This is a genomic window from Enterobacter cloacae complex sp. 277I4, from assembly GCF_050031465.1.
In the GTDB taxonomy this organism is placed as follows: Bacteria; Pseudomonadota; Gammaproteobacteria; order Enterobacterales; family Enterobacteriaceae; genus Enterobacter; species Enterobacter cloacae.
In genome coordinates this window covers 4201217-4216972 of sequence record NZ_JBLGWC010000001.1, presented here as the reverse complement: position 1 = coordinate 4216972, position 15756 = coordinate 4201217, and the positions used below count along the sequence as shown (strand labels likewise).

The following is a 15756-nucleotide window of genomic DNA, read 5'->3' as shown; positions in this document are numbered from 1 at the left end:
ATGAAACTCGCAAGCTTTTTATACCAGGGAAAACGCAGCTACGGCATCGTCCAGGCCGAAGGTGTGATTGATTTAGGTCGCCGTCTCGGCGACCGCTACAGCGACCTCAAAGCGCTGCTGCAGGGCAACGGGCTGGCGCAGGCCACCCGTTACCTGAACGATACCGTGGACGTGCCGATGAGCGCCATCACCTTCTTACCGGTGATTGAGCAGCCGGAAAAAATCCTCTGCGTCGGCATGAACTACGCCGACAAGCGCAAGGAGTTTGACCAGCACAACCCGGCACCGACGCTGTTCGTGCGCTTCCCGGATTCGCAGACCGGCCACAACGAGCCGGTGCTGAAGCCGCGTCACTCCAGCGAATTCGACTACGAAGGCGAGCTGGCGGTGATCATCGGCAAGGGCGGGGAAAACATCAGCCGTGACGAGGCGCTGCGCCACGTGGCGGGCTACAGCTGCTACATGGACGGCTCCGCCCGCGACTGGCAGCACACCTGGTTTACTGCCGGTAAGAACTGGCGTCAGACCGGCGCGTTTGGCCCGTGGATGGCAACGGCCGATGAGATCCCGGACCCGCACAGGCTGGCGATCCGCACCTGGCTGAATGGCCGCATGGTGCAGGAAGATAACACCAGCAGCATGATCCACAAGGTTGCGGAGCTGATCGAGTACATCAGCACCTTTACCCGCTTAAGTCCGGGCGATGTGATCATCACCGGCTCCCCGGGCGGGGTGGGTAAAAAGCGTAATCCGCCGCTGTTTATGAAAGAGGGGGATCGCATTGAAGTGGAGATCGAGCATATCGGTCATCTGAGCAACGTGATTGTGGAAGCGCCAGCCACCGGGCTTGCGGCGGCACACTGAGAAAGGCGGCATGAACAGTCAACCCATCGATTTTCGCCACACGCTGGTGGCGAAACACCCGGAACGCTTAAGCCAGATCCGTTATCTGCTGGCAGACAGCGGCCTTGGCCTGGACAACGACATCACGCTGTTTGTCGAAGCCTGGTCCGGCGCGCAACTGGTGGGTTGCGCCGGTCTTGCCGCCAATGTCATCAAGTGTGTGGCCGTGAACGAGCAGCTTCGCGGCGAGAACCTCAGCGCGCGCTTGCTGGCGGAGGTGCAGAATGCGGCGCTGGAGCGCGGTCATTTTCACCTCTTCCTCTGCACGCGACCGTGCAATAAGGAGCGCTTTGCGCGTAGCGGCTTCTGGCCGATTGCCCAGAGCGGCAACAACGCCGTGCTGATGGAGAACACTCCGCAGGGGATCGAGCGTTACTGCCGTTCCCTGGGCAGGATGCGCAAGGGCGGGGAGAAGGCTGGCGCGATAGTGATGAACGCCAACCCGTTCACCCTCGGCCACCGTCATCTGGTGGAGCAGGCGGCGATGCAGTGTGACGCCCTGCACCTGTTTGTGGTGCGTGAAGATGCCTCGTTCTTTCCGTTCAGCGCGCGCCTCGGAATGGTGCGTGCGGGCGTCGCGCATCTGCCAAATGTGACCGTGCACGAAGGCTCGCAGTACATCATCTCCCGCGCCACCTTCCCGGCCTACTTTTTGAAAGAGACCGGCAAAGTGCAGCAGGCGTGGAGCGAAATCGACGTGCTGATCTTCCGCGACTTTATCGCACCGGCGCTGGGCATTACCCATCGTTTTATCGGCTCCGAGCCGTTTTGCGATATCACCCGTCAGTACAACCAGACGCTGCACGCCTTGCTGAGCCCGCAGATTGAGGTGGTGGAAATGCCGCGCATCAAGGCCACCGGCAATGCCATTTCAGCGTCCGAAGTGCGCCGCTTGCTCAAGACTCAGCAGTTTTCCCGGATCCGGGAGATTGTCCCGGACTCCACCTTCGCGCACCTCGAAACACACTACCGTGCGAGTGCCGAAGTCGCTTAACTACCAGGAATTTATCATGAAAATTGTAAGGGAGGCGCTGGCCGGAACGCAGGAGTCCAGCGACCTGATGGTGAAAATTGCTCCCGCTCACGGCGAGCTGGAGATAGTCATCCACAGTGAAGTGATTAAGCAGTTTGGCGAGCAAATTCGCCAGGTGGTCAACGAGACATTGCGCGCCATGAACGTGCACCAGGGACTTATCATTATTGAAGACAAAGGGGCGCTGGACTGTGTGATCCGCGCCCGCCTGCAAAGTGCGCTTCTGCGTGCTGCCGATGAACAGGCCATTAACTGGGGGGCGCTGAAATGGGCAAACTCCGCCGCAGTATGTTGTTCCTGCCGGGCGCCAACGCCGCCATGCTTTCAACCGCGTTTATCTACCGTCCAGACTCCATCATGTTTGACCTTGAAGATGCCGTTGCTCTGCGCGAGAAAGACACCGCGCGAATGCTGGTGTTCCACGCCCTGCAGCACCCGATGTATCAGGACATCGAAACCGTGGTGCGCATTAACCCGCTGAGCACGCCGTTTGGCTTGCTGGATCTGGAAGCCGCCGTGCGTGCCGGCGTGGACGTGATCCGCCTGCCGAAAACCGACACCCCGGACGACATCTACGAGCTGGAAGGCCACCTTGAGCGTATCGAGCAGGAGTGCGGGCGCGAGGTTGGTTCCACCCGCGTGATGGCGGCGATTGAATCGGCCATTGGCGTTATCAACGCCGTGGCGATTGCCCGCAGCTCGCCGCGCCTGATCGGCATTGCGCTGGCGGCTTTTGACTATGTGATGGACATGCAGACCGAGCGCGGCGACGGCACCGAGCTGTTCTACGCCCGCTGCGCCGTGCTGCACGCCGCCCGCGCGGCAGGCATCGACGCCTTCGACGTGGTGTGGTCAGACGTTAACGATGAGGCCGGATTCCTGCGCGAGGTCGATCTGATCCGCAAGATGGGCTTTAACGGCAAATCGCTGATCAACCCGCGCCAGATAGACCTGCTGCATAACGCCTATGCGCCAACCCAGGAAGAGGTGGATCACGCCCTGCGGGTGATTGAAGCGGCAGAAGAGGGCGAACGTAACGGCCTTGGCGTGGTGTCGCTCAACGGCAAGATGGTGGATGCACCGATTATTAACCACGCGCAGGTGGTGCTCGAACGCGCGGCGGCCTCCGGCGTGCGTCGGTAAGGATGACACAATGAACCAGACAGAACTTCTCCATGTGAATTTTCCCCATCTGCGGGAGTTAAAACCGTTTGATACCGCCCACAGCGCCACGCCGTGGCTGGCGGACAGCGACGCGAAACACAGCCGTAAACTCTGCGCCTCCATTGAAGAGGCGGTGAGGCGTAGCGGCCTGAAGGACGGAATGACCATCTCCTTCCACCACGCGTTTCGTGAAGGCGACCGGGTGATCAACACCGTCGTGGCGCTGCTGGCGCGGATGGGCTTCAAAAACCTGACCCTCGCCTCCAGCTCGCTGATGACCTGCAACGACGCGCTGATCGAGCATATTGCAAGCGGTGTGATCGCCCGGATCTACACCTCCGGCATGCGTGGCAAGCTGGCGGATGCCATCTCCCACGGGCTGATGGACGAGCCGGTACAAATTCACTCTCACGGCGGGCGCGTAAAGCTGCTGCAGGACGGTGAGCTGAACATTGACGTGGCGTTTCTTGGCGTGCCGTGCAGCGATGAGTTTGGTAACGCCAACGGCACGCACGGGAAATCGTGCTGCGGCTCGCTGGGCTACGCGATGGTGGACGCCCATTTTGCCCGCAAGGTGGTGTTGTTGACGGAAGCGCTGGTGCCGTTCCCCAATATGCCTGCCAGCCTGGTGCAGGATCAGGTGGACTACATCGTGCAGGTGGAGAGCGTGGGCGATCCGGCAAAAATCAGCGTCGGCGCGGCGCGCGTCACCAGTAACCCGCGCGAGCTGATGATTGCCCGCTATGCGGCGGATGTGATTGAGCACTCCGGCTATTTTAAACCGGGCTTCTCGATGCAGACCGGCTCCGGCGCGGCGGCCACCGCCTGCACCCGCTTTATGGAAGAGAAGATGGAGCGCAGCGGCGTGAAGGCACGCTTTGCGCTGGGTGGCATCACCGGCAGCCTGGTGGATCTGCACGAGAAGGGGCTGATTGAAAAGCTGCTCGATACCCAGTGCTTCGACGGCCAGGCGGCGGCCTCGCTGGCGCGCAACCCGAACCACGTGGAGATCTCCACTAACGTCTACGCCAACCCCGGCAGTAAGGCGGCAAGCTGCGACCAGCTGGACGTAGTGATCCTCAGCGCGCTGGAGATTGACGTCGATTTCAACGTTAACGTCATTACCGGCTCCGATGGCGTGATGCGCGGCGCGTCCGGCGGGCACTGCGACGTGGCCGCCGCGGCAAACCTGACCATCGTCGTTGCGCCGCTGCTGCGTAGCCGCATTCCGACGGTGGTGAAACGCGTTACCACACGCCTTACGCCGGGCGAAAGCATCGACGTGCTGGTCACCGATCACGGCATTGCGGTCAACCCGGCGCGCCCGGAGATCCGCGAACGCCTCATGGAAGCAGGGCTGAAGGTTGTGGATATCAACGCCCTCTATGAGCGGGCAATTTCGCTGACAGGCGTACCGAAACCGATTGAGTTCACAGACAAAATTGTCGGGGTGATCCGCTACCGCGACGGCAGCGTGATCGACACCGTTCGACAGGTAAAGGAGTGAATATGACCATTGCGACACCCGTGCGGGCGGGTGTCAGCCTGGACGCGCTGCTGGCGGCGAAAGAGCGCCGCGCAGCCCGTCAGGCTGACTGGCTTACGCACTATCAACAACCGGTGATCTCCCTCACGCTGGTAACACCCGGGGAGATCAAAGACAGCCTGCGCTATCGCAACACCATGGGCGTGGCGTTACAAATGTGCGACCAGCTATTGTGGGAAAACCGTTGGCAGGTGCTGGACCGCCAGGTGCTGTGGCTCCCGACCGGGCCCGAAGCGCTGTGGTGTGTGGCCCATCCCGCGGCAGAAATCAAAGCCCACTGTGCGGAGCTGGAGCAGACGCACCCGCTTGGCAGGCTGTGGGATCTGGATGTGATTTGCCCTGAAAACGGCCACGTTGGACGTCAGTCGCTGGGCTCCCATCTCAGACGCTGCCTGATTTGTGATGAACCGGCCCACGCCTGTTCCCGTTCGCGCAAACATCCTGTGGAGCAGGTGGTGGCGCGCGTGGAGAAGATGATCGATGACTGGTTTGCTCGCGACTAAACCGCGCCCGCTTGACGTCCCCGCGCTTGCCGCAGAGGCGCTGTGGCAGGAGCTGGCGCTGACACCGAAACCGGGGCTGGTGGACAGGCTCAATAACGGCTCCCATCGCGATATGGATCACGCGCTGTTTGTCCGCAGCATTATGGCGATTACGCCGTGGTTTTCGCGCTTTGCTGAGCTAGGTAACACGCATGCCGATAAACCCGCAGGCGAACAGTTACGGATCCTCCGCCCGATGGGGATGGCCTGTGAGCAGGCGATGTATGCCGCGACGAACGGGGTGAACACGCACAAAGGGGGCATTTTTGCCCTTGGTTTACTCTGCTTCGCCGCCGGGCGTGTGAAAAATATCTCCGCAGAAAGCCTCTGTTGTGAGGTGAGTAACATCTGCCACGGGCTGGTTTCGCGGGAGCTGGCCGAACGCAGCGGGCAGGCGACGGCGGGGGAGCGGCAGTTCCGGCAGTACGGCTTAACCGGCGCGCGCGGCGAGGCGGAGAGTGGATTTGCGACGGTGCGTAAAGCGCTGGCGCAGTGGAACGGACATTCACTTCACGGCCTGCTGTTACGCCTGATGGCAATCAATCAGGACAGCAATCTGGTGTCGCGCGGCGGCATTGAGGGGCTGGGCTACGTTCAGGACTATGCGCGGGAACTGCTGGCTGACGGCTGGGATGGTGAAGCGTTGCGTAGAATGGATAACGCATTGATTGAACGCAACCTGAGCCCGGGCGGCAGCGCGGATTTGCTGTCGGTGGGGTGGGTGCTTGCTGCAATAAAATAGCCGGGTGGCGGCTTCGCCTACCCGGCACAATAATCAATGCGCGACTGGCTGTGCGCCGTGCGGTTCGCGTACATGCTTGTACTGGAACAGCACGATAAACGCGAAGAACAGCACCAGCGAGTATGCGGCGAAGATAAGCCACACTGGCTGCCAGTCGGTAATGCCGTTGGTGGTATACATCTCAACCACTTTACCGCTCACCACGCCGCCCAGGATACAGCCGAAGCCGTTGGTCATCATCAGGAACATACCCTGTGCGCTGGCGCGGATTTCAGGTTTCACCTCTTTTTCCACAAACACCGAACCGGAGATGTTGAAGAAGTCGAAGGCGCAGCCGTAAACAATCATCGACAGAACCAGCAGCACGGTGCCGAACGGGCTTGGGTCGCCGTAGGCGAACAGGCCGAAGCGCAACATCCACGCGGCAATACTGATCAGCATGACGTTCTTGATGCCGTAGCGGCTCAGGAAGAACGGGATGGTCAGGATGAATAGCGTCTCAGAGATCTGCGAGATGGACATCATTACCGAGGCATGTTCAACGATAAAGCTGCCTGAGAACAGCGGGTTATTATCGAAGCTGTGCAGGAAGGTATTGCCGAACATGTTGGTGATTTGCAGTTCCGCGCCCAGCAGCATGGAGAAGATAAAGAAGATCGCCATGCGTTTGTTTTTAAACAGCGCGAAGGCGTCCAGGCCAAGCATGGTGCTCCAGCTCTGGTTTTTCTGCTGGTTAGATACCGGAATATGCGGCAGCGTCAGGGTAAACAGTGCCAGCACCACGGAGAGCGCCGCACCGATGTAGAGCTGCATATGGCTCAGTTCAAAGCCCGCGAAGCTCACGCCCCACATTGCCATAATAAAACCGATGGTGCCCCAGATACGGATAGGCGGGAAGTCGGTCACGATATCCATATCGGCGGATTTGAGGCGGTAGTAGGAGATGGTGTTGATCAGCCCAAGCGTTGGCATGTAGGCCAGCGAGTTAAGCAGGATCACCATAAACATCGCCCCCGGCGTGGTGACCTGGGCTGCCATAAACAGCGTCCCCGCGCCCACCAGGTGGCAAAGCATGTACAGCCATTTCGCACTCAACCATTTATCCGCCACGATCCCCAGCAGCGTTGGCATAAAGACCGCCGCGATACCCAGCGAGCTGTAGACGGCACCGATTGACGCACCATCGAACTTGAGCGTCACAAACATATAGGAGCCGAGTGTAGTCAGCCAGCTACCCCACAGGCAGAACTGCAGAAACGACAATATTTTAAGCTGCAGCTTAAGGTTCATGTTACTTTCCTCACAAGTGAGCGGGAGATATGTTGTTATAGGAACATTCAGGGTTGTTATTTGATGCAATTCTATCAGTTGGCAACGATATGTTTTGTTACCTCCCGCAAAAAAATGCAATCCACATTAATTTGCAGTTTGGATTGTGATGCAAATAACATTTTCGTATGGGTGGGGTGAGATGGGGTAGGTGCGGCCTGATGCCCCCTCACCCTAACCCTCTCCCAAAGGGAGAGGGAACTTGAATACCCTCTCCCTTTGGGAGAGGGCAGGGTGAGGGGTGTTATTTTCTAGCGGCGACGATAGTTCTTCTGCGCCGTATTCACCTTATACAGATAACGACGGGATTCCGCAGACGGGTGGCGGGTGGTGAGGGTGGCGTACACATCCCCCGGCGCCATGCTGTTGATGATATTTGCGGCCTGCACTTTGTCATTCGAGAAGACACGCAGCACGCTGCCTGCACCGCCGTTGTACGCGGTAATGACCGCATAACGACGTGAGGTTGGGTTATCAATCCCGCCCAGATAGACATTATTCAGCATCGCCAGATAGGCCGTACCGGTATCAATGTTGCTTTGCGGGTCAAACAGATAGCTACGGCTCGGCGTGCCGGATTTCCCCTGTGCGCGGAACACGTCTTTACCGGCGCTGTGCTGGACAACCTGCATCAGCCCCAGCGCGTCGGAACGGCTCACGGCGTACGGGTTAAAGGACGATTCGGTCTGCATGATCGCCAGGATCAGCGACTCATCCACGCCATATTTACGTGACGCCTGACGCACCATGCCCAGATACTTATGCGCACGCTTGTCGAGGTGGTTCGGCACCAGGTTAATTGTGACGCTATAAATCACTTTCAGGCCGTTGGTGCGGCTTTTCAGACGCGTTTGCAGCAGATAGTCGGCGAATTTCGTGGCGCGGCCTTCCCAGCGGATTGGCTGACCGGTCTGGTCCACGACCTGACCGTACAGGAACGGCTCTTTAGAAATGGTAATGTCGTCGGCGTCGGAGTAGAGATCGATAGAACCCGGATCGTCGCCCATCAGCAGGGTTTTGATAATGGCCTGCCGTAAATGCGCCGCAGGGTCAGTCCCCGCGATGGTTTCAACCGTGATCGTACCGTCATCGAAGTTGATGTGGCTACGGGTCTGGTATGCGTCGGTGTACTTAACGTAATCCTTAGGTCCGGCGATAAGAACTTCGTTAAATCCCCATATGTTCTCGATGTTGTGGGCAAACTGCCCCATCAAAATATCAAAACCGTTGGTGTCCTTAACCCAGGCTTCGTTGTATTCATCGCCTTTTTTGGATGAACACGAGACAAGCAACGGCGCAACAAGGGCTAGCGCTAAAATTTTTTTCATCATTCCGGGAGTGCGTGTTGTGTTTGCTTGAACGGCGGGGTTTCCCCCGCGCGCTGTTATTTTTCCGGCGGCGTATAGCCTTCGATGTGGACGTCTTTACCTTCGAACAGGAAGTTCACCATCTCCTGCTCCAGCAGCTTGCGGTGTTCCGGGTTCATCATGCTGAGTTTTTTCTCGTTAATCAGCATGGTCTGTTTTTTCTGCCACTGTCCCCAGGCTTCTTTGGAGATCTCGTTATAAATGCGCTTACCCAGTTCGCCCGGATAGAGCTGGAAGTCCTGGCCTTCAGCGTCGCGCTGCAGGAAAGTACAAAAAATGGTTCTGGCCATACTCATTCCTCTTTTTTAGCCGATGCTAAACCATTGCACCGGCACGTAATTGTTGTAACAGGCGCTCCACGGGAGCCGCCAGCCCGACTGATGGCGGTTGCGCTAAGTTATACCAGAGAGCGGTGCCTTCATCCATGCACGAGGCGAAGGAGGACACGGGAAGCCACATCGGCACAATATCCAGATGGAAATGGCTGAAAGTGTGGCGAAACGCGGTCTGCTGCGTCAGGTTATCGGTAGCAATGCCGCGCTGTTTAAGCCAGGCCCGCAGCGTGGCTTCATCTTCAAACTGTGGGAAGCAGTATAGACCACCCCAGAGGCCGCTCGGCGGGCGCTGCGCCAGAAAGACCTCGTCCCCGTGCTGCATCAACAGCATGTAACCGGTGCGCTCCGGCAGCGTCTGCTTCGGCTTTTTACCGGGATACTGCGCCCAGGAATGATTTGCGTACGCCACGCACAGGTTATTGAGCGGGCAGAGCTCGCATTTTGGTTTCGAGCGCGTGCAGACCATCGCACCGAGATCCATCATCGCCTGGTTAAACCGCTCCACGCCCTTTGCCGGGGTTACCGCTTCGCTGATCTCCCACAGCCGCTTTTCGACCTCTTTTTTCCCCGGCCAGCCGTCAACCGCATAGCAACGTGCCAGCACGCGCTTCACGTTACCGTCAAGGATCGGGAAATGCTTGCCGAGGGACAGTGAGAGGATGGCACCCGCGGTGGATCGTCCGACACCGGGTAAATCCGCCACCTCGTCGAAGGTTTCCGGGAATTTACCGTTGTGGCGCGTCGCGACCTGCTGTGCGGCTTTGTGCAGATTGCGCGCGCGGGCGTAATAGCCAAGCCCTGTCCACAGGTGCAGCACCTCATCTAACGGCGCGTTGGCCAGATCGGTTACCGTGGGAAAGCGCGCCATAAAACGCTCAAAGTAAGGGATCACCGTGGCAACCTGCGTTTGTTGCAACATTACTTCGGAGAGCCATACTTTGTAAGGCGTTTTTTCAATTTGCCAGGGCAGGGTTTTACGCCCGTATTTGTCGTACCAGTCCAGCACCTGGGCTGAAAATTGAGAGGCTTGCATGGTCATCGATTCGTATAATCAGGGACGCCGATTGCAGCACAGCGTCAATCTGCTGTAAACCGGATCTTTCCCATGCTTGCATAGAAGCCTTAACTTTGGATAATGCCCGTTTCCCGAACATTCTCACAAGCAGACAACTCTTTTATGAAAAACGACGTCATTTCACCGGAATTTGATGAAAACGGTCGCCCGCTGCGCCGTATTCGCAGCTTTGTCCGCCGTCAGGGTCGCCTGACAAAAGGGCAGCAACATGCGCTGGACAACTACTGGCCGGTGATGGGCGTTGAGTTCAGCGAGCAGCCGCTCGACTTTGCCGACCTGTTCGGTCGCGATGCGCCAGTGACCCTGGAGATCGGCTTTGGTATGGGCACCTCGCTGGTGACCATGGCGAAAGCCCGCCCGGAGCAGAACTTCCTCGGCATAGAAGTGCATTCTCCAGGCGTTGGCGCGTGTCTGGCCACCGCCCACGAAGAGGGGGTCGAGAACCTGCGCGTGATGTGTCACGACGCGGTGGAAGTGCTGCACAAAATGATTCCTGACAATTCTTTGAACATGGTTCAGCTCTTTTTCCCTGACCCGTGGCACAAAGCACGTCATAATAAGCGCCGTATCGTTCAGGCGCCGTTTGCCGAGCTGGTAAAAAGTAAGCTGAAACTGGGCGGTGTCTTCCATATGGCGACCGACTGGGAACCGTATGCGGAACATATGCTGGAAGTGATGTCGTCTCTGGACGGGTATAAAAACCAGTCAGAGAGCAACGACTATGTACCGCGTCCGGAATCGCGTCCGGTAACGAAATTTGAACAGCGTGGCCATCGTCTTGGTCACGGCGTATGGGACTTAATGTTCGAGAGGGTGAAATAATGGCAAAGAATCGTAGCCGTCGTCTGCGTAAAAAGATGCACATCGAAGAATTCCAGGAAGTGGGCTTCTCCGTTGCCTGGCGTTTCCCGGAAGGCACCAGCGTTGAGCAGATCGATCAGGACGTTGATGCGTTCATCAACGAGGTGATCGAGCCAAACAAGCTGGCCTTCGACGGTAGCGGCTATCTGGCGTGGGAAGGTCTTATCTGCACCCAGGAAGTGGGTAAATGCACCGAAGAACATCAGGCGCTGGTACGTAAATGGCTTGAAGACCACAAACTGGAAGATGTCCGCGTCAGCGAACTTTTCGACGTTTGGTGGGACTAATAAAGAAGTCAGGGGCCAGCATTAGCTGGCCCATTTTGTCTGAGGGAGTGTTAAAGATGCGCAAAACGTTGCTGGCTGTTGTCTTAATGGCAACCGGATTCACCGCCCATGCGGAGTATAAATGTAGCGTCACCCCGCGTGATGACGTGGTGTTAAGTCCGCAAACCGTTCAGGTTAAAGGTGAGAACGGCAATCTGGTCATCACGCCGCAGGGTGATGTCACGTTCAATGGCAAACAGTACAACCTGACCGCCGCGCAGCGTGAGCAGGCCAGAGACTACCAGGCCGATTTGCGTACCGCGCTGCCGTGGATTGATGAAGGCGCGCTGACCCGCGTTGAAAAAGGCCGCGTTGCGCTGGACAAGATCATTACCAAAGAGGTGGGTGAGAGCAGCAACATGCGCACCCGCCTGACGAAGCTCGACAAACAGCTGAAAGAGCAGATGAACCGGATTATCGAGCATCGTACCGACGGCCTGACGTTCCACTACAAAGCGATTGATCAGGTGCGTGCTGACGGCCAGCAGCTGGTGAATCAGGCCATGGGCGGCATCCTGCAGGACAGCATTAACGAGATGGGCGCCAAAGCGGTACTGAAAGGCGGCGGTAACCCGTTGCAAGGCGTACTGGGTAGCCTGGGCGGTCTGCAGACCTCGATTCAGAACGAGTGGAAGAATCAGGAAGCCGATTTCCAGCAGTTCGGTAAAGACGTGTGTAAACGCGTGGTGTCGCTGGAAGACAGCAGGAAGGCGCTGGTGGGGACGTTGAAGTAGCCCCTCTGCGCGCAGGGCCCCTCACCCCAGCCCTCTCCCCATGGGAGAGGGTGTAATCGTTCCCTCTCCCTGTGGGAGAGGGTTAGGGTGAGGGCATCAGGCTCTGCAGTCGTTGAAGAATGATATGCAACACTTCCTCTTCGTTAACGCGAAACTCATTATTCCAGAACCGTACGACTTCCCATCCGTTGGTATTTAAAAACTCGGTACGATGCGAGTCATATTCCTCTTTATCCTGATGTTGCCCCCCATCCAGCTCAACAATTAGCTTTGCCTTAATGCAGGCAAAATCCACGATATACGCACCAATCGGCATCTGACGGCGAAACTTATACCCAAAGAAGCGACGACCTCTGAGCAAATACCAGAGGCGTATCTCTTCGGGTGTCATTTGTTTGCGGAGTTGTTTTGATTTTTCCATCCCCACACTCTGCCAGCCTTTCCCTCAGCTGGCAGAACGGGATGCAAAATCCTGAATCAGCCTTCAGATTCTTCGGCGAGGAACAGCTCAAGAAGGGAGTTTAAGAACAGTTTGCCGTGCTCGGTGATCTGCCAGTATTCCTCACATTCCGTGAGATACCCCTGTGCCAGCGCCTCGTCAATTTGTGGGCGAATCACGGTTTCCGGCAACCCGGTATAAAGGGCAAACTCTTTACGCGGCGCGGCTTCCAGCAGGCGGAAGCGGTTCATAAAGAACTCAAACGGCTTATCCACCGCCTCGACATCGTGCTGACGTTCGAGATAACGACCTTCCATATATCCGCGCGGATGGCGCGTTTTTGCGGTACGCAGGATACGCCCGTCAGGGAACGTCACTTTACCGTGCGCGCCGCAGCCAATGCCCAGATAGTCGCCAAAGCGCCAGTAGTTCAGGTTGTGCTGGCACTGGTAGCCCGGCTTCGCATAGGCCGACGTTTCGTACTGCTGATAGCCTGCGGCGGTCAACAGTTGATGGCCCTGCTCAAAGATATCCCACAGCGCATCGTCATCCGGCAGCACCGGCGGACGAGAGCCAAACAGCGTATTGGGCTCGATAGTCAGCTGATACCACGAAAGATGCGGCGGGTTCAGGGCAATCGCCTGACGCAAATCGTCCAGCGCCTCTTCCAGCGACTGATCCGGCAGGCCGTGCATCAGGTCGAGGTTAAAACTGCGCAGACCCAGCCCAGTAGCCAGCTTTGCCGCCCGCTTCGCCTCTTCCGGGCCGTGAATACGCCCCAGTCGTTTTAACTTCGGCTCGCTAAAGCTCTGCACGCCGATGGAAATCCGGTTCACGCCCGCCCGCTGATACTCGACAAAACGGTCGGCCTCAACGGTACCGGGGTTGGCTTCCATCGTAATTTCAGCATCCGCTGCCAGATTCAGGCGCGCACGCACGCCGTCCAGCAGCGTCTGCATCGCCGGGCCTGACAGCAGGCTCGGCGTACCGCCACCAATAAAAATGGTCTTCACTTCACGTCCCTGTGCGTAAGGTACATCGGCATCCAGGTCGGCCAGCAGATGTGCAACGTAATCATCGTGCGGCACTTCACCTTTCAGCGCATGCGAGTTGAAATCGCAGTACGGACATTTCTGCACGCACCAGGGGATATGAATATAAAGACTCAGAGGCGGCAAATTAGCCATTACGCAGGGCTTCCAGTAACAGTTTCAGGGCGCGTCCACGGTGGGAAATCGCGCTTTTTTCTTCGCGGGTCAGTTCCGCAGCGGTTTTGCCCTCAGTCGGGACAAAGAAAATCGGATCGTAGCCAAAGCCGCCGTTACCGGTGGCTTCACGGGTAATCACCCCCGGCCAGCTGCCGTGGCAGACGACAGGCGTGGGGTCTTCAGCGTGACGCATATAGACCAGCACGCAGTGGAACTGCGCGGTACGCTGTTCGTCTGGCACATCCTTCAGGGCGACAAGCAGCTTTTCCAGATTCTGCTGGTCGGTGGCGTCCACGCCTGAATAGCGGGCAGAGTAAATGCCCGGAGCACCGCCCAGAAAATCAACCGCCAGACCGGAATCATCGGCAATCGCGGGCAGGCCGGTGACCTGTGCGGCATGGCGTGCTTTCAGGATCGCGTTTTCGATAAACGTCAGGCCGGTCTCTTCGGCGGACTCCACGCCCAGCTCGGTCTGCGCCACCACATCCAGCCCAAAATCATTTAATAGCGAGGCCAGCTCGCGCACTTTACCGGCGTTGCCGGTAGCGAGAACAACTTTCTGCATCGTTTTATCCTGTTAAATCAGAGCCGCGACTTCCGTCGGGATGGATTGCGGATTAAGGATTTTTACCTGTTTATGCCGCCCAAGTTCACCCTTTTCTATGATGACCTGGCTTTTAGCAACGCGAAACTGTTTTGCCAGATATTTGGTCAGATGCGCATTTGCCTGGCCATCTACCGGTGGGGCGGTGATGGCGACTTTTAACTCGTCGCCATGCAGTCCAACAATATTGTCACGGCTGGCTTTCGGCTGAATATACAGCCGTAAAACCAGCCCATCAGTGCAGGTGCTTACTGCACTCATAGCGCCATCCACAGCCCCGGCAGCAGCATATCGCCCGTGGACTGTAACAGCTCGGCAATGCCCATATTAACGACATACAGCAGCAGAACCAGGATCATCGGGGAAAAGTCGATGCCGCCCATTGACGGGAGCAGGTTGCGGATAGGGCGCAGCAGCGGTTCCGCCAGCTGAATCAGTGCATATTCCACCGGGCTGCGGCCCTGGCTGACCCAACTCATGATGGCCATGACCAGCAGCACCCAGAAGATCAGCAGACCGATGGTTTTAATCAGGATCAGGACGGCAGCAATCCAGATGATCGGCTGGAAGGTGATGACCATAAACAGCACAATCGCTTTGATAACGCTCAGAATAAACGCTACCAGCAGAGATGCGCTGTCAATGGGACCCATCGCCGGAATAATACGGCGCAGCGGCCCCACAACAGGTTGGGTGATTTTCACGACAAACTGCGAGAACGGGTTGTAAAAATCACAGCGGGCCCACTGCATCCAGACGCGCAGCAAAAGCGCCATCGTATACAGCTCAATGACCGTTGAGAGCAGGAAAGTCAACGTCTTCATGGCGTTCCTCAGGTTTCCTTATTATTGGGTGTAGTCGCGCGCACCGAAAATTGCCGTGCCGATGCGCACCATAGTGCTGCCTGCCGCGATGGCGGCTTCCATATCATCCGACATGCCCAGAGAAAGCGTGTCTACCGTTTCGTAGCGCGCTTTAAGCGCCCCAAATGCTACAGCCATTTGCTGTGCCACGGCAAACTGCCTTTCATAACTTGACTCAGGCGCCGGGATTGCCATCAAACCGCGCAGGGTTAAGCGCGGCAGCGCGGCCACTTCAGCCGCCAGCGCATCCAGCTCGCTCAGCGCAATGCCGGACTTGCTGTTTTCATCACTGATGTTGATTTGAATCAGCACGTTAAGCGCGGGCATCTCCGCCGGGCGCTGATCGTTCAGACGTGTGGCAATGCGCAGACGGTCGATGGTATGGCACCAGTCAAAGTGCTCTGCCACCAGACGGCTTTTATTCGACTGCAGTGGGCCAATAAAGTGCCATTGCAGGCCGGTATTCCCCTGCTCCTGGAAGTAGCGAATTTTATCCACGCCTTCCTGCACGTAGTTTTCACCAAATGCACGCTGGCCAGCATCAATCGCTTCTGCGATGGCGCTCGCAGGCTTGGTTTTGCTCACTGCAAGTAACGTAATTTCTTCTGAAGCACGGCCGCAACGTGTTGCTGCGGCTGAGATTTTGTCCCGGACCTGTGCCAGGTTATGCGCAATGTTGTTCATT

At 57.4% G+C, this 15756-nt stretch carries 19 protein-coding genes and 1 pseudogene; 10 read left to right on the top strand and 10 right to left on the bottom strand.

Going from position 1 to position 15756, the window contains the following annotated elements:
- The 7 genes and pseudogenes from ACQG19_RS20530 (at nucleotide 1) to citG (ending at nucleotide 5930) form a co-directional block, all read left to right on the top strand.
- Nucleotides 1–864, top strand: coding sequence for a fumarylacetoacetate hydrolase family protein (locus tag ACQG19_RS20530; RefSeq protein ID WP_040021720.1), 864 nt, complete (start codon nucleotides 1–3; stop codon nucleotides 862–864).
- Between the two features lie 10 nt (nucleotides 865–874).
- Nucleotides 875–1897, top strand: coding sequence for a [citrate (pro-3S)-lyase] ligase (gene citC, locus ACQG19_RS20525; RefSeq protein WP_222168912.1), 1023 nt, complete (start codon nucleotides 875–877; stop codon nucleotides 1895–1897).
- Nucleotides 1898–1913: 16 nt separating this feature from the next.
- A pseudogene (gene citD / locus ACQG19_RS20520) lies at nucleotides 1914–2204 on the top strand (citrate lyase acyl carrier protein); the annotation flags it as partial.
- Nucleotides 2204–3079: a citrate (pro-3S)-lyase subunit beta gene (gene citE, locus ACQG19_RS20515; protein WP_246932801.1), complete on the top strand. Its 876-nt coding sequence runs from the start codon at nucleotides 2204–2206 to the stop codon at nucleotides 3077–3079. The pseudogene citD and the gene citE, both read left to right, overlap by 1 nt.
- Before the next feature lie 10 nt (nucleotides 3080–3089).
- Nucleotides 3090–4607, top strand: coding sequence for a citrate lyase subunit alpha (citF, locus tag ACQG19_RS20510; protein ID WP_029882972.1), 1518 nt, complete (start codon nucleotides 3090–3092; stop codon nucleotides 4605–4607).
- 2 nt (nucleotides 4608–4609) lie between these two features.
- Entirely contained in the window at nucleotides 4610–5149 is a 540-nt protein-coding gene (gene citX / locus ACQG19_RS20505) for a citrate lyase holo-[acyl-carrier protein] synthase (protein ID WP_013098679.1), read from the top strand.
- Nucleotides 5127–5930, top strand: coding sequence for a triphosphoribosyl-dephospho-CoA synthase CitG (citG, locus tag ACQG19_RS20500; RefSeq protein ID WP_029882974.1), 804 nt, complete (start codon nucleotides 5127–5129; stop codon nucleotides 5928–5930). Before citX ends, citG begins: the two co-directional genes overlap by 23 nt.
- Nucleotides 5931–5963: 33 nt before the next feature.
- Here citG and ACQG19_RS20495 read toward each other — a convergent pair whose 3' ends face one another.
- The 4 genes from ACQG19_RS20495 to mutY form a co-directional block, all read right to left on the bottom strand.
- Nucleotides 5964–7220, bottom strand: coding sequence for a nucleoside permease (locus ACQG19_RS20495; RefSeq protein WP_013098677.1), 1257 nt, complete (start codon nucleotides 7218–7220; stop codon nucleotides 5964–5966).
- A gap of 290 nt (nucleotides 7221–7510) precedes the next feature.
- Nucleotides 7511–8587: a membrane-bound lytic murein transglycosylase MltC gene (mltC, locus tag ACQG19_RS20490; protein WP_013098675.1), complete on the bottom strand. Its 1077-nt coding sequence runs from the start codon at nucleotides 8585–8587 to the stop codon at nucleotides 7511–7513.
- A 56-nt stretch (nucleotides 8588–8643) separates the two neighbouring features.
- Nucleotides 8644–8916 carry an oxidative damage protection protein gene (locus tag ACQG19_RS20485; protein ID WP_013098674.1) on the bottom strand — a complete coding sequence of 91 codons (273 nt, stop codon included), beginning with the start codon at nucleotides 8914–8916 and terminating at the stop codon, nucleotides 8644–8646.
- Between the two features lie 25 nt (nucleotides 8917–8941).
- Nucleotides 8942–9994 carry an A/G-specific adenine glycosylase gene (gene mutY / locus ACQG19_RS20480; protein ID WP_169746047.1) on the bottom strand — a complete coding sequence of 351 codons (1053 nt, stop codon included), beginning with the start codon at nucleotides 9992–9994 and terminating at the stop codon, nucleotides 8942–8944.
- Between the two features lie 144 nt (nucleotides 9995–10138).
- On the opposite strand from mutY, the gene trmB reads away from it, so the two are divergent.
- The 3 genes from trmB to ACQG19_RS20465 are packed head-to-tail and all read left to right on the top strand — an operon-like array spanning nucleotide 10139 to nucleotide 11957.
- Entirely contained in the window at nucleotides 10139–10858 is a 720-nt protein-coding gene (gene trmB, locus ACQG19_RS20475; RefSeq protein WP_020689542.1) for a tRNA (guanosine(46)-N7)-methyltransferase TrmB, read from the top strand.
- Nucleotides 10858–11184 (top strand): YggL family protein, encoded by a 327-nt coding sequence (locus ACQG19_RS20470; protein WP_003862421.1) that lies wholly within the window; start codon nucleotides 10858–10860, stop codon nucleotides 11182–11184. Before trmB ends, ACQG19_RS20470 begins: the two co-directional genes overlap by 1 nt.
- Nucleotides 11185–11240: 56 nt before the next feature.
- Entirely contained in the window at nucleotides 11241–11957 is a 717-nt protein-coding gene (locus ACQG19_RS20465) for a DUF2884 domain-containing protein (protein ID WP_023621456.1), read from the top strand.
- Nucleotides 11958–12039: 82 nt separating this feature from the next.
- Here the strand turns inward: ACQG19_RS20465 and ACQG19_RS20460 are convergent, their stop codons facing one another.
- Genes ACQG19_RS20460 through ACQG19_RS20435 form a run of 6 tightly spaced genes read right to left on the bottom strand, consistent with a single transcriptional unit; the run spans nucleotide 12040 to nucleotide 15755 of the window.
- A complete protein-coding gene (locus tag ACQG19_RS20460) occupies nucleotides 12040–12378 on the bottom strand; it encodes an endonuclease domain-containing protein (protein ID WP_058678487.1) in 339 nt (112 codons plus the stop codon).
- 56 nt (nucleotides 12379–12434) lie between these two features.
- Nucleotides 12435–13583, bottom strand: a complete 1149-nt coding sequence (gene hemW / locus ACQG19_RS20455; protein WP_020687055.1) for a radical SAM family heme chaperone HemW — start codon at nucleotides 13581–13583, stop codon at nucleotides 12435–12437.
- Nucleotides 13576–14169: an XTP/dITP diphosphatase gene (locus ACQG19_RS20450; protein ID WP_058680986.1), complete on the bottom strand. Its 594-nt coding sequence runs from the start codon at nucleotides 14167–14169 to the stop codon at nucleotides 13576–13578. The genes hemW and ACQG19_RS20450 overlap by 8 nt, the downstream gene beginning before the upstream one ends.
- Before the next feature lie 12 nt (nucleotides 14170–14181).
- On the bottom strand, nucleotides 14182–14469 hold the full coding sequence (yggU, locus tag ACQG19_RS20445) for a DUF167 family protein YggU (RefSeq protein ID WP_020687057.1): 288 nt from the start codon (nucleotides 14467–14469) through the stop codon (nucleotides 14182–14184).
- Nucleotides 14466–15032: a YggT family protein gene (locus ACQG19_RS20440; RefSeq protein ID WP_013098667.1), complete on the bottom strand. Its 567-nt coding sequence runs from the start codon at nucleotides 15030–15032 to the stop codon at nucleotides 14466–14468. Before ACQG19_RS20440 ends, yggU begins: the two co-directional genes overlap by 4 nt.
- 21 nt (nucleotides 15033–15053) lie before the next feature.
- On the bottom strand, nucleotides 15054–15755 hold the full coding sequence (locus ACQG19_RS20435; RefSeq protein ID WP_023620785.1) for a YggS family pyridoxal phosphate-dependent enzyme: 702 nt from the start codon (nucleotides 15753–15755) through the stop codon (nucleotides 15054–15056).
- Between the last annotated feature and the right edge of the window lies 1 nt (nucleotide 15756).

Excerpts from the sequence above, each read along its gene's own strand:
- ACQG19_RS20460 (WP_058678487.1), bottom strand. The coding sequence starts at position 12,378 with ATGGAAAAATCAAAACAACTCCGCAAACAAATGACACCCGAAGAGATA.
- ACQG19_RS20440 (WP_013098667.1), bottom strand. The coding sequence starts at position 15,032 with ATGAAGACGTTGACTTTCCTGCTCTCAACGGTCATTGAGCTGTATACG.
- citE (WP_246932801.1), top strand. The coding sequence starts at position 2,204 with ATGGGCAAACTCCGCCGCAGTATGTTGTTCCTGCCGGGCGCCAACGCC.
- ACQG19_RS20450 (WP_058680986.1), bottom strand. The coding sequence starts at position 14,169 with ATGCAGAAAGTTGTTCTCGCTACCGGCAACGCCGGTAAAGTGCGCGAG.
- ACQG19_RS20485 (WP_013098674.1), bottom strand. The coding sequence starts at position 8,916 with ATGGCCAGAACCATTTTTTGTACTTTCCTGCAGCGCGACGCTGAAGGC.
- yggU (WP_020687057.1), bottom strand. The coding sequence starts at position 14,469 with ATGAGTGCAGTAAGCACCTGCACTGATGGGCTGGTTTTACGGCTGTAT.
- citF (WP_029882972.1), top strand. The coding sequence starts at position 3,090 with ATGAACCAGACAGAACTTCTCCATGTGAATTTTCCCCATCTGCGGGAG.
- hemW (WP_020687055.1), bottom strand. The coding sequence starts at position 13,583 with ATGGCTAATTTGCCGCCTCTGAGTCTTTATATTCATATCCCCTGGTGC.
- ACQG19_RS20470 (WP_003862421.1), top strand. The coding sequence starts at position 10,858 with ATGGCAAAGAATCGTAGCCGTCGTCTGCGTAAAAAGATGCACATCGAA.
- mltC (WP_013098675.1), bottom strand. The coding sequence starts at position 8,587 with ATGAAAAAAATTTTAGCGCTAGCCCTTGTTGCGCCGTTGCTTGTCTCG.
- trmB (WP_020689542.1), top strand. The coding sequence starts at position 10,139 with ATGAAAAACGACGTCATTTCACCGGAATTTGATGAAAACGGTCGCCCG.
- mutY (WP_169746047.1), bottom strand. The coding sequence starts at position 9,994 with ATGCAAGCCTCTCAATTTTCAGCCCAGGTGCTGGACTGGTACGACAAA.
- ACQG19_RS20495 (WP_013098677.1), bottom strand. The coding sequence starts at position 7,220 with ATGAACCTTAAGCTGCAGCTTAAAATATTGTCGTTTCTGCAGTTCTGC.
- ACQG19_RS20530 (WP_040021720.1), top strand. The coding sequence starts at position 1 with ATGAAACTCGCAAGCTTTTTATACCAGGGAAAACGCAGCTACGGCATC.
- ACQG19_RS20465 (WP_023621456.1), top strand. The coding sequence starts at position 11,241 with ATGCGCAAAACGTTGCTGGCTGTTGTCTTAATGGCAACCGGATTCACC.
- citX (WP_013098679.1), top strand. The coding sequence starts at position 4,610 with ATGACCATTGCGACACCCGTGCGGGCGGGTGTCAGCCTGGACGCGCTG.
- ACQG19_RS20435 (WP_023620785.1), bottom strand. The coding sequence starts at position 15,755 with ATGAACAACATTGCGCATAACCTGGCACAGGTCCGGGACAAAATCTCA.
- citG (WP_029882974.1), top strand. The coding sequence starts at position 5,127 with ATGACTGGTTTGCTCGCGACTAAACCGCGCCCGCTTGACGTCCCCGCG.
- citC (WP_222168912.1), top strand. The coding sequence starts at position 875 with ATGAACAGTCAACCCATCGATTTTCGCCACACGCTGGTGGCGAAACAC.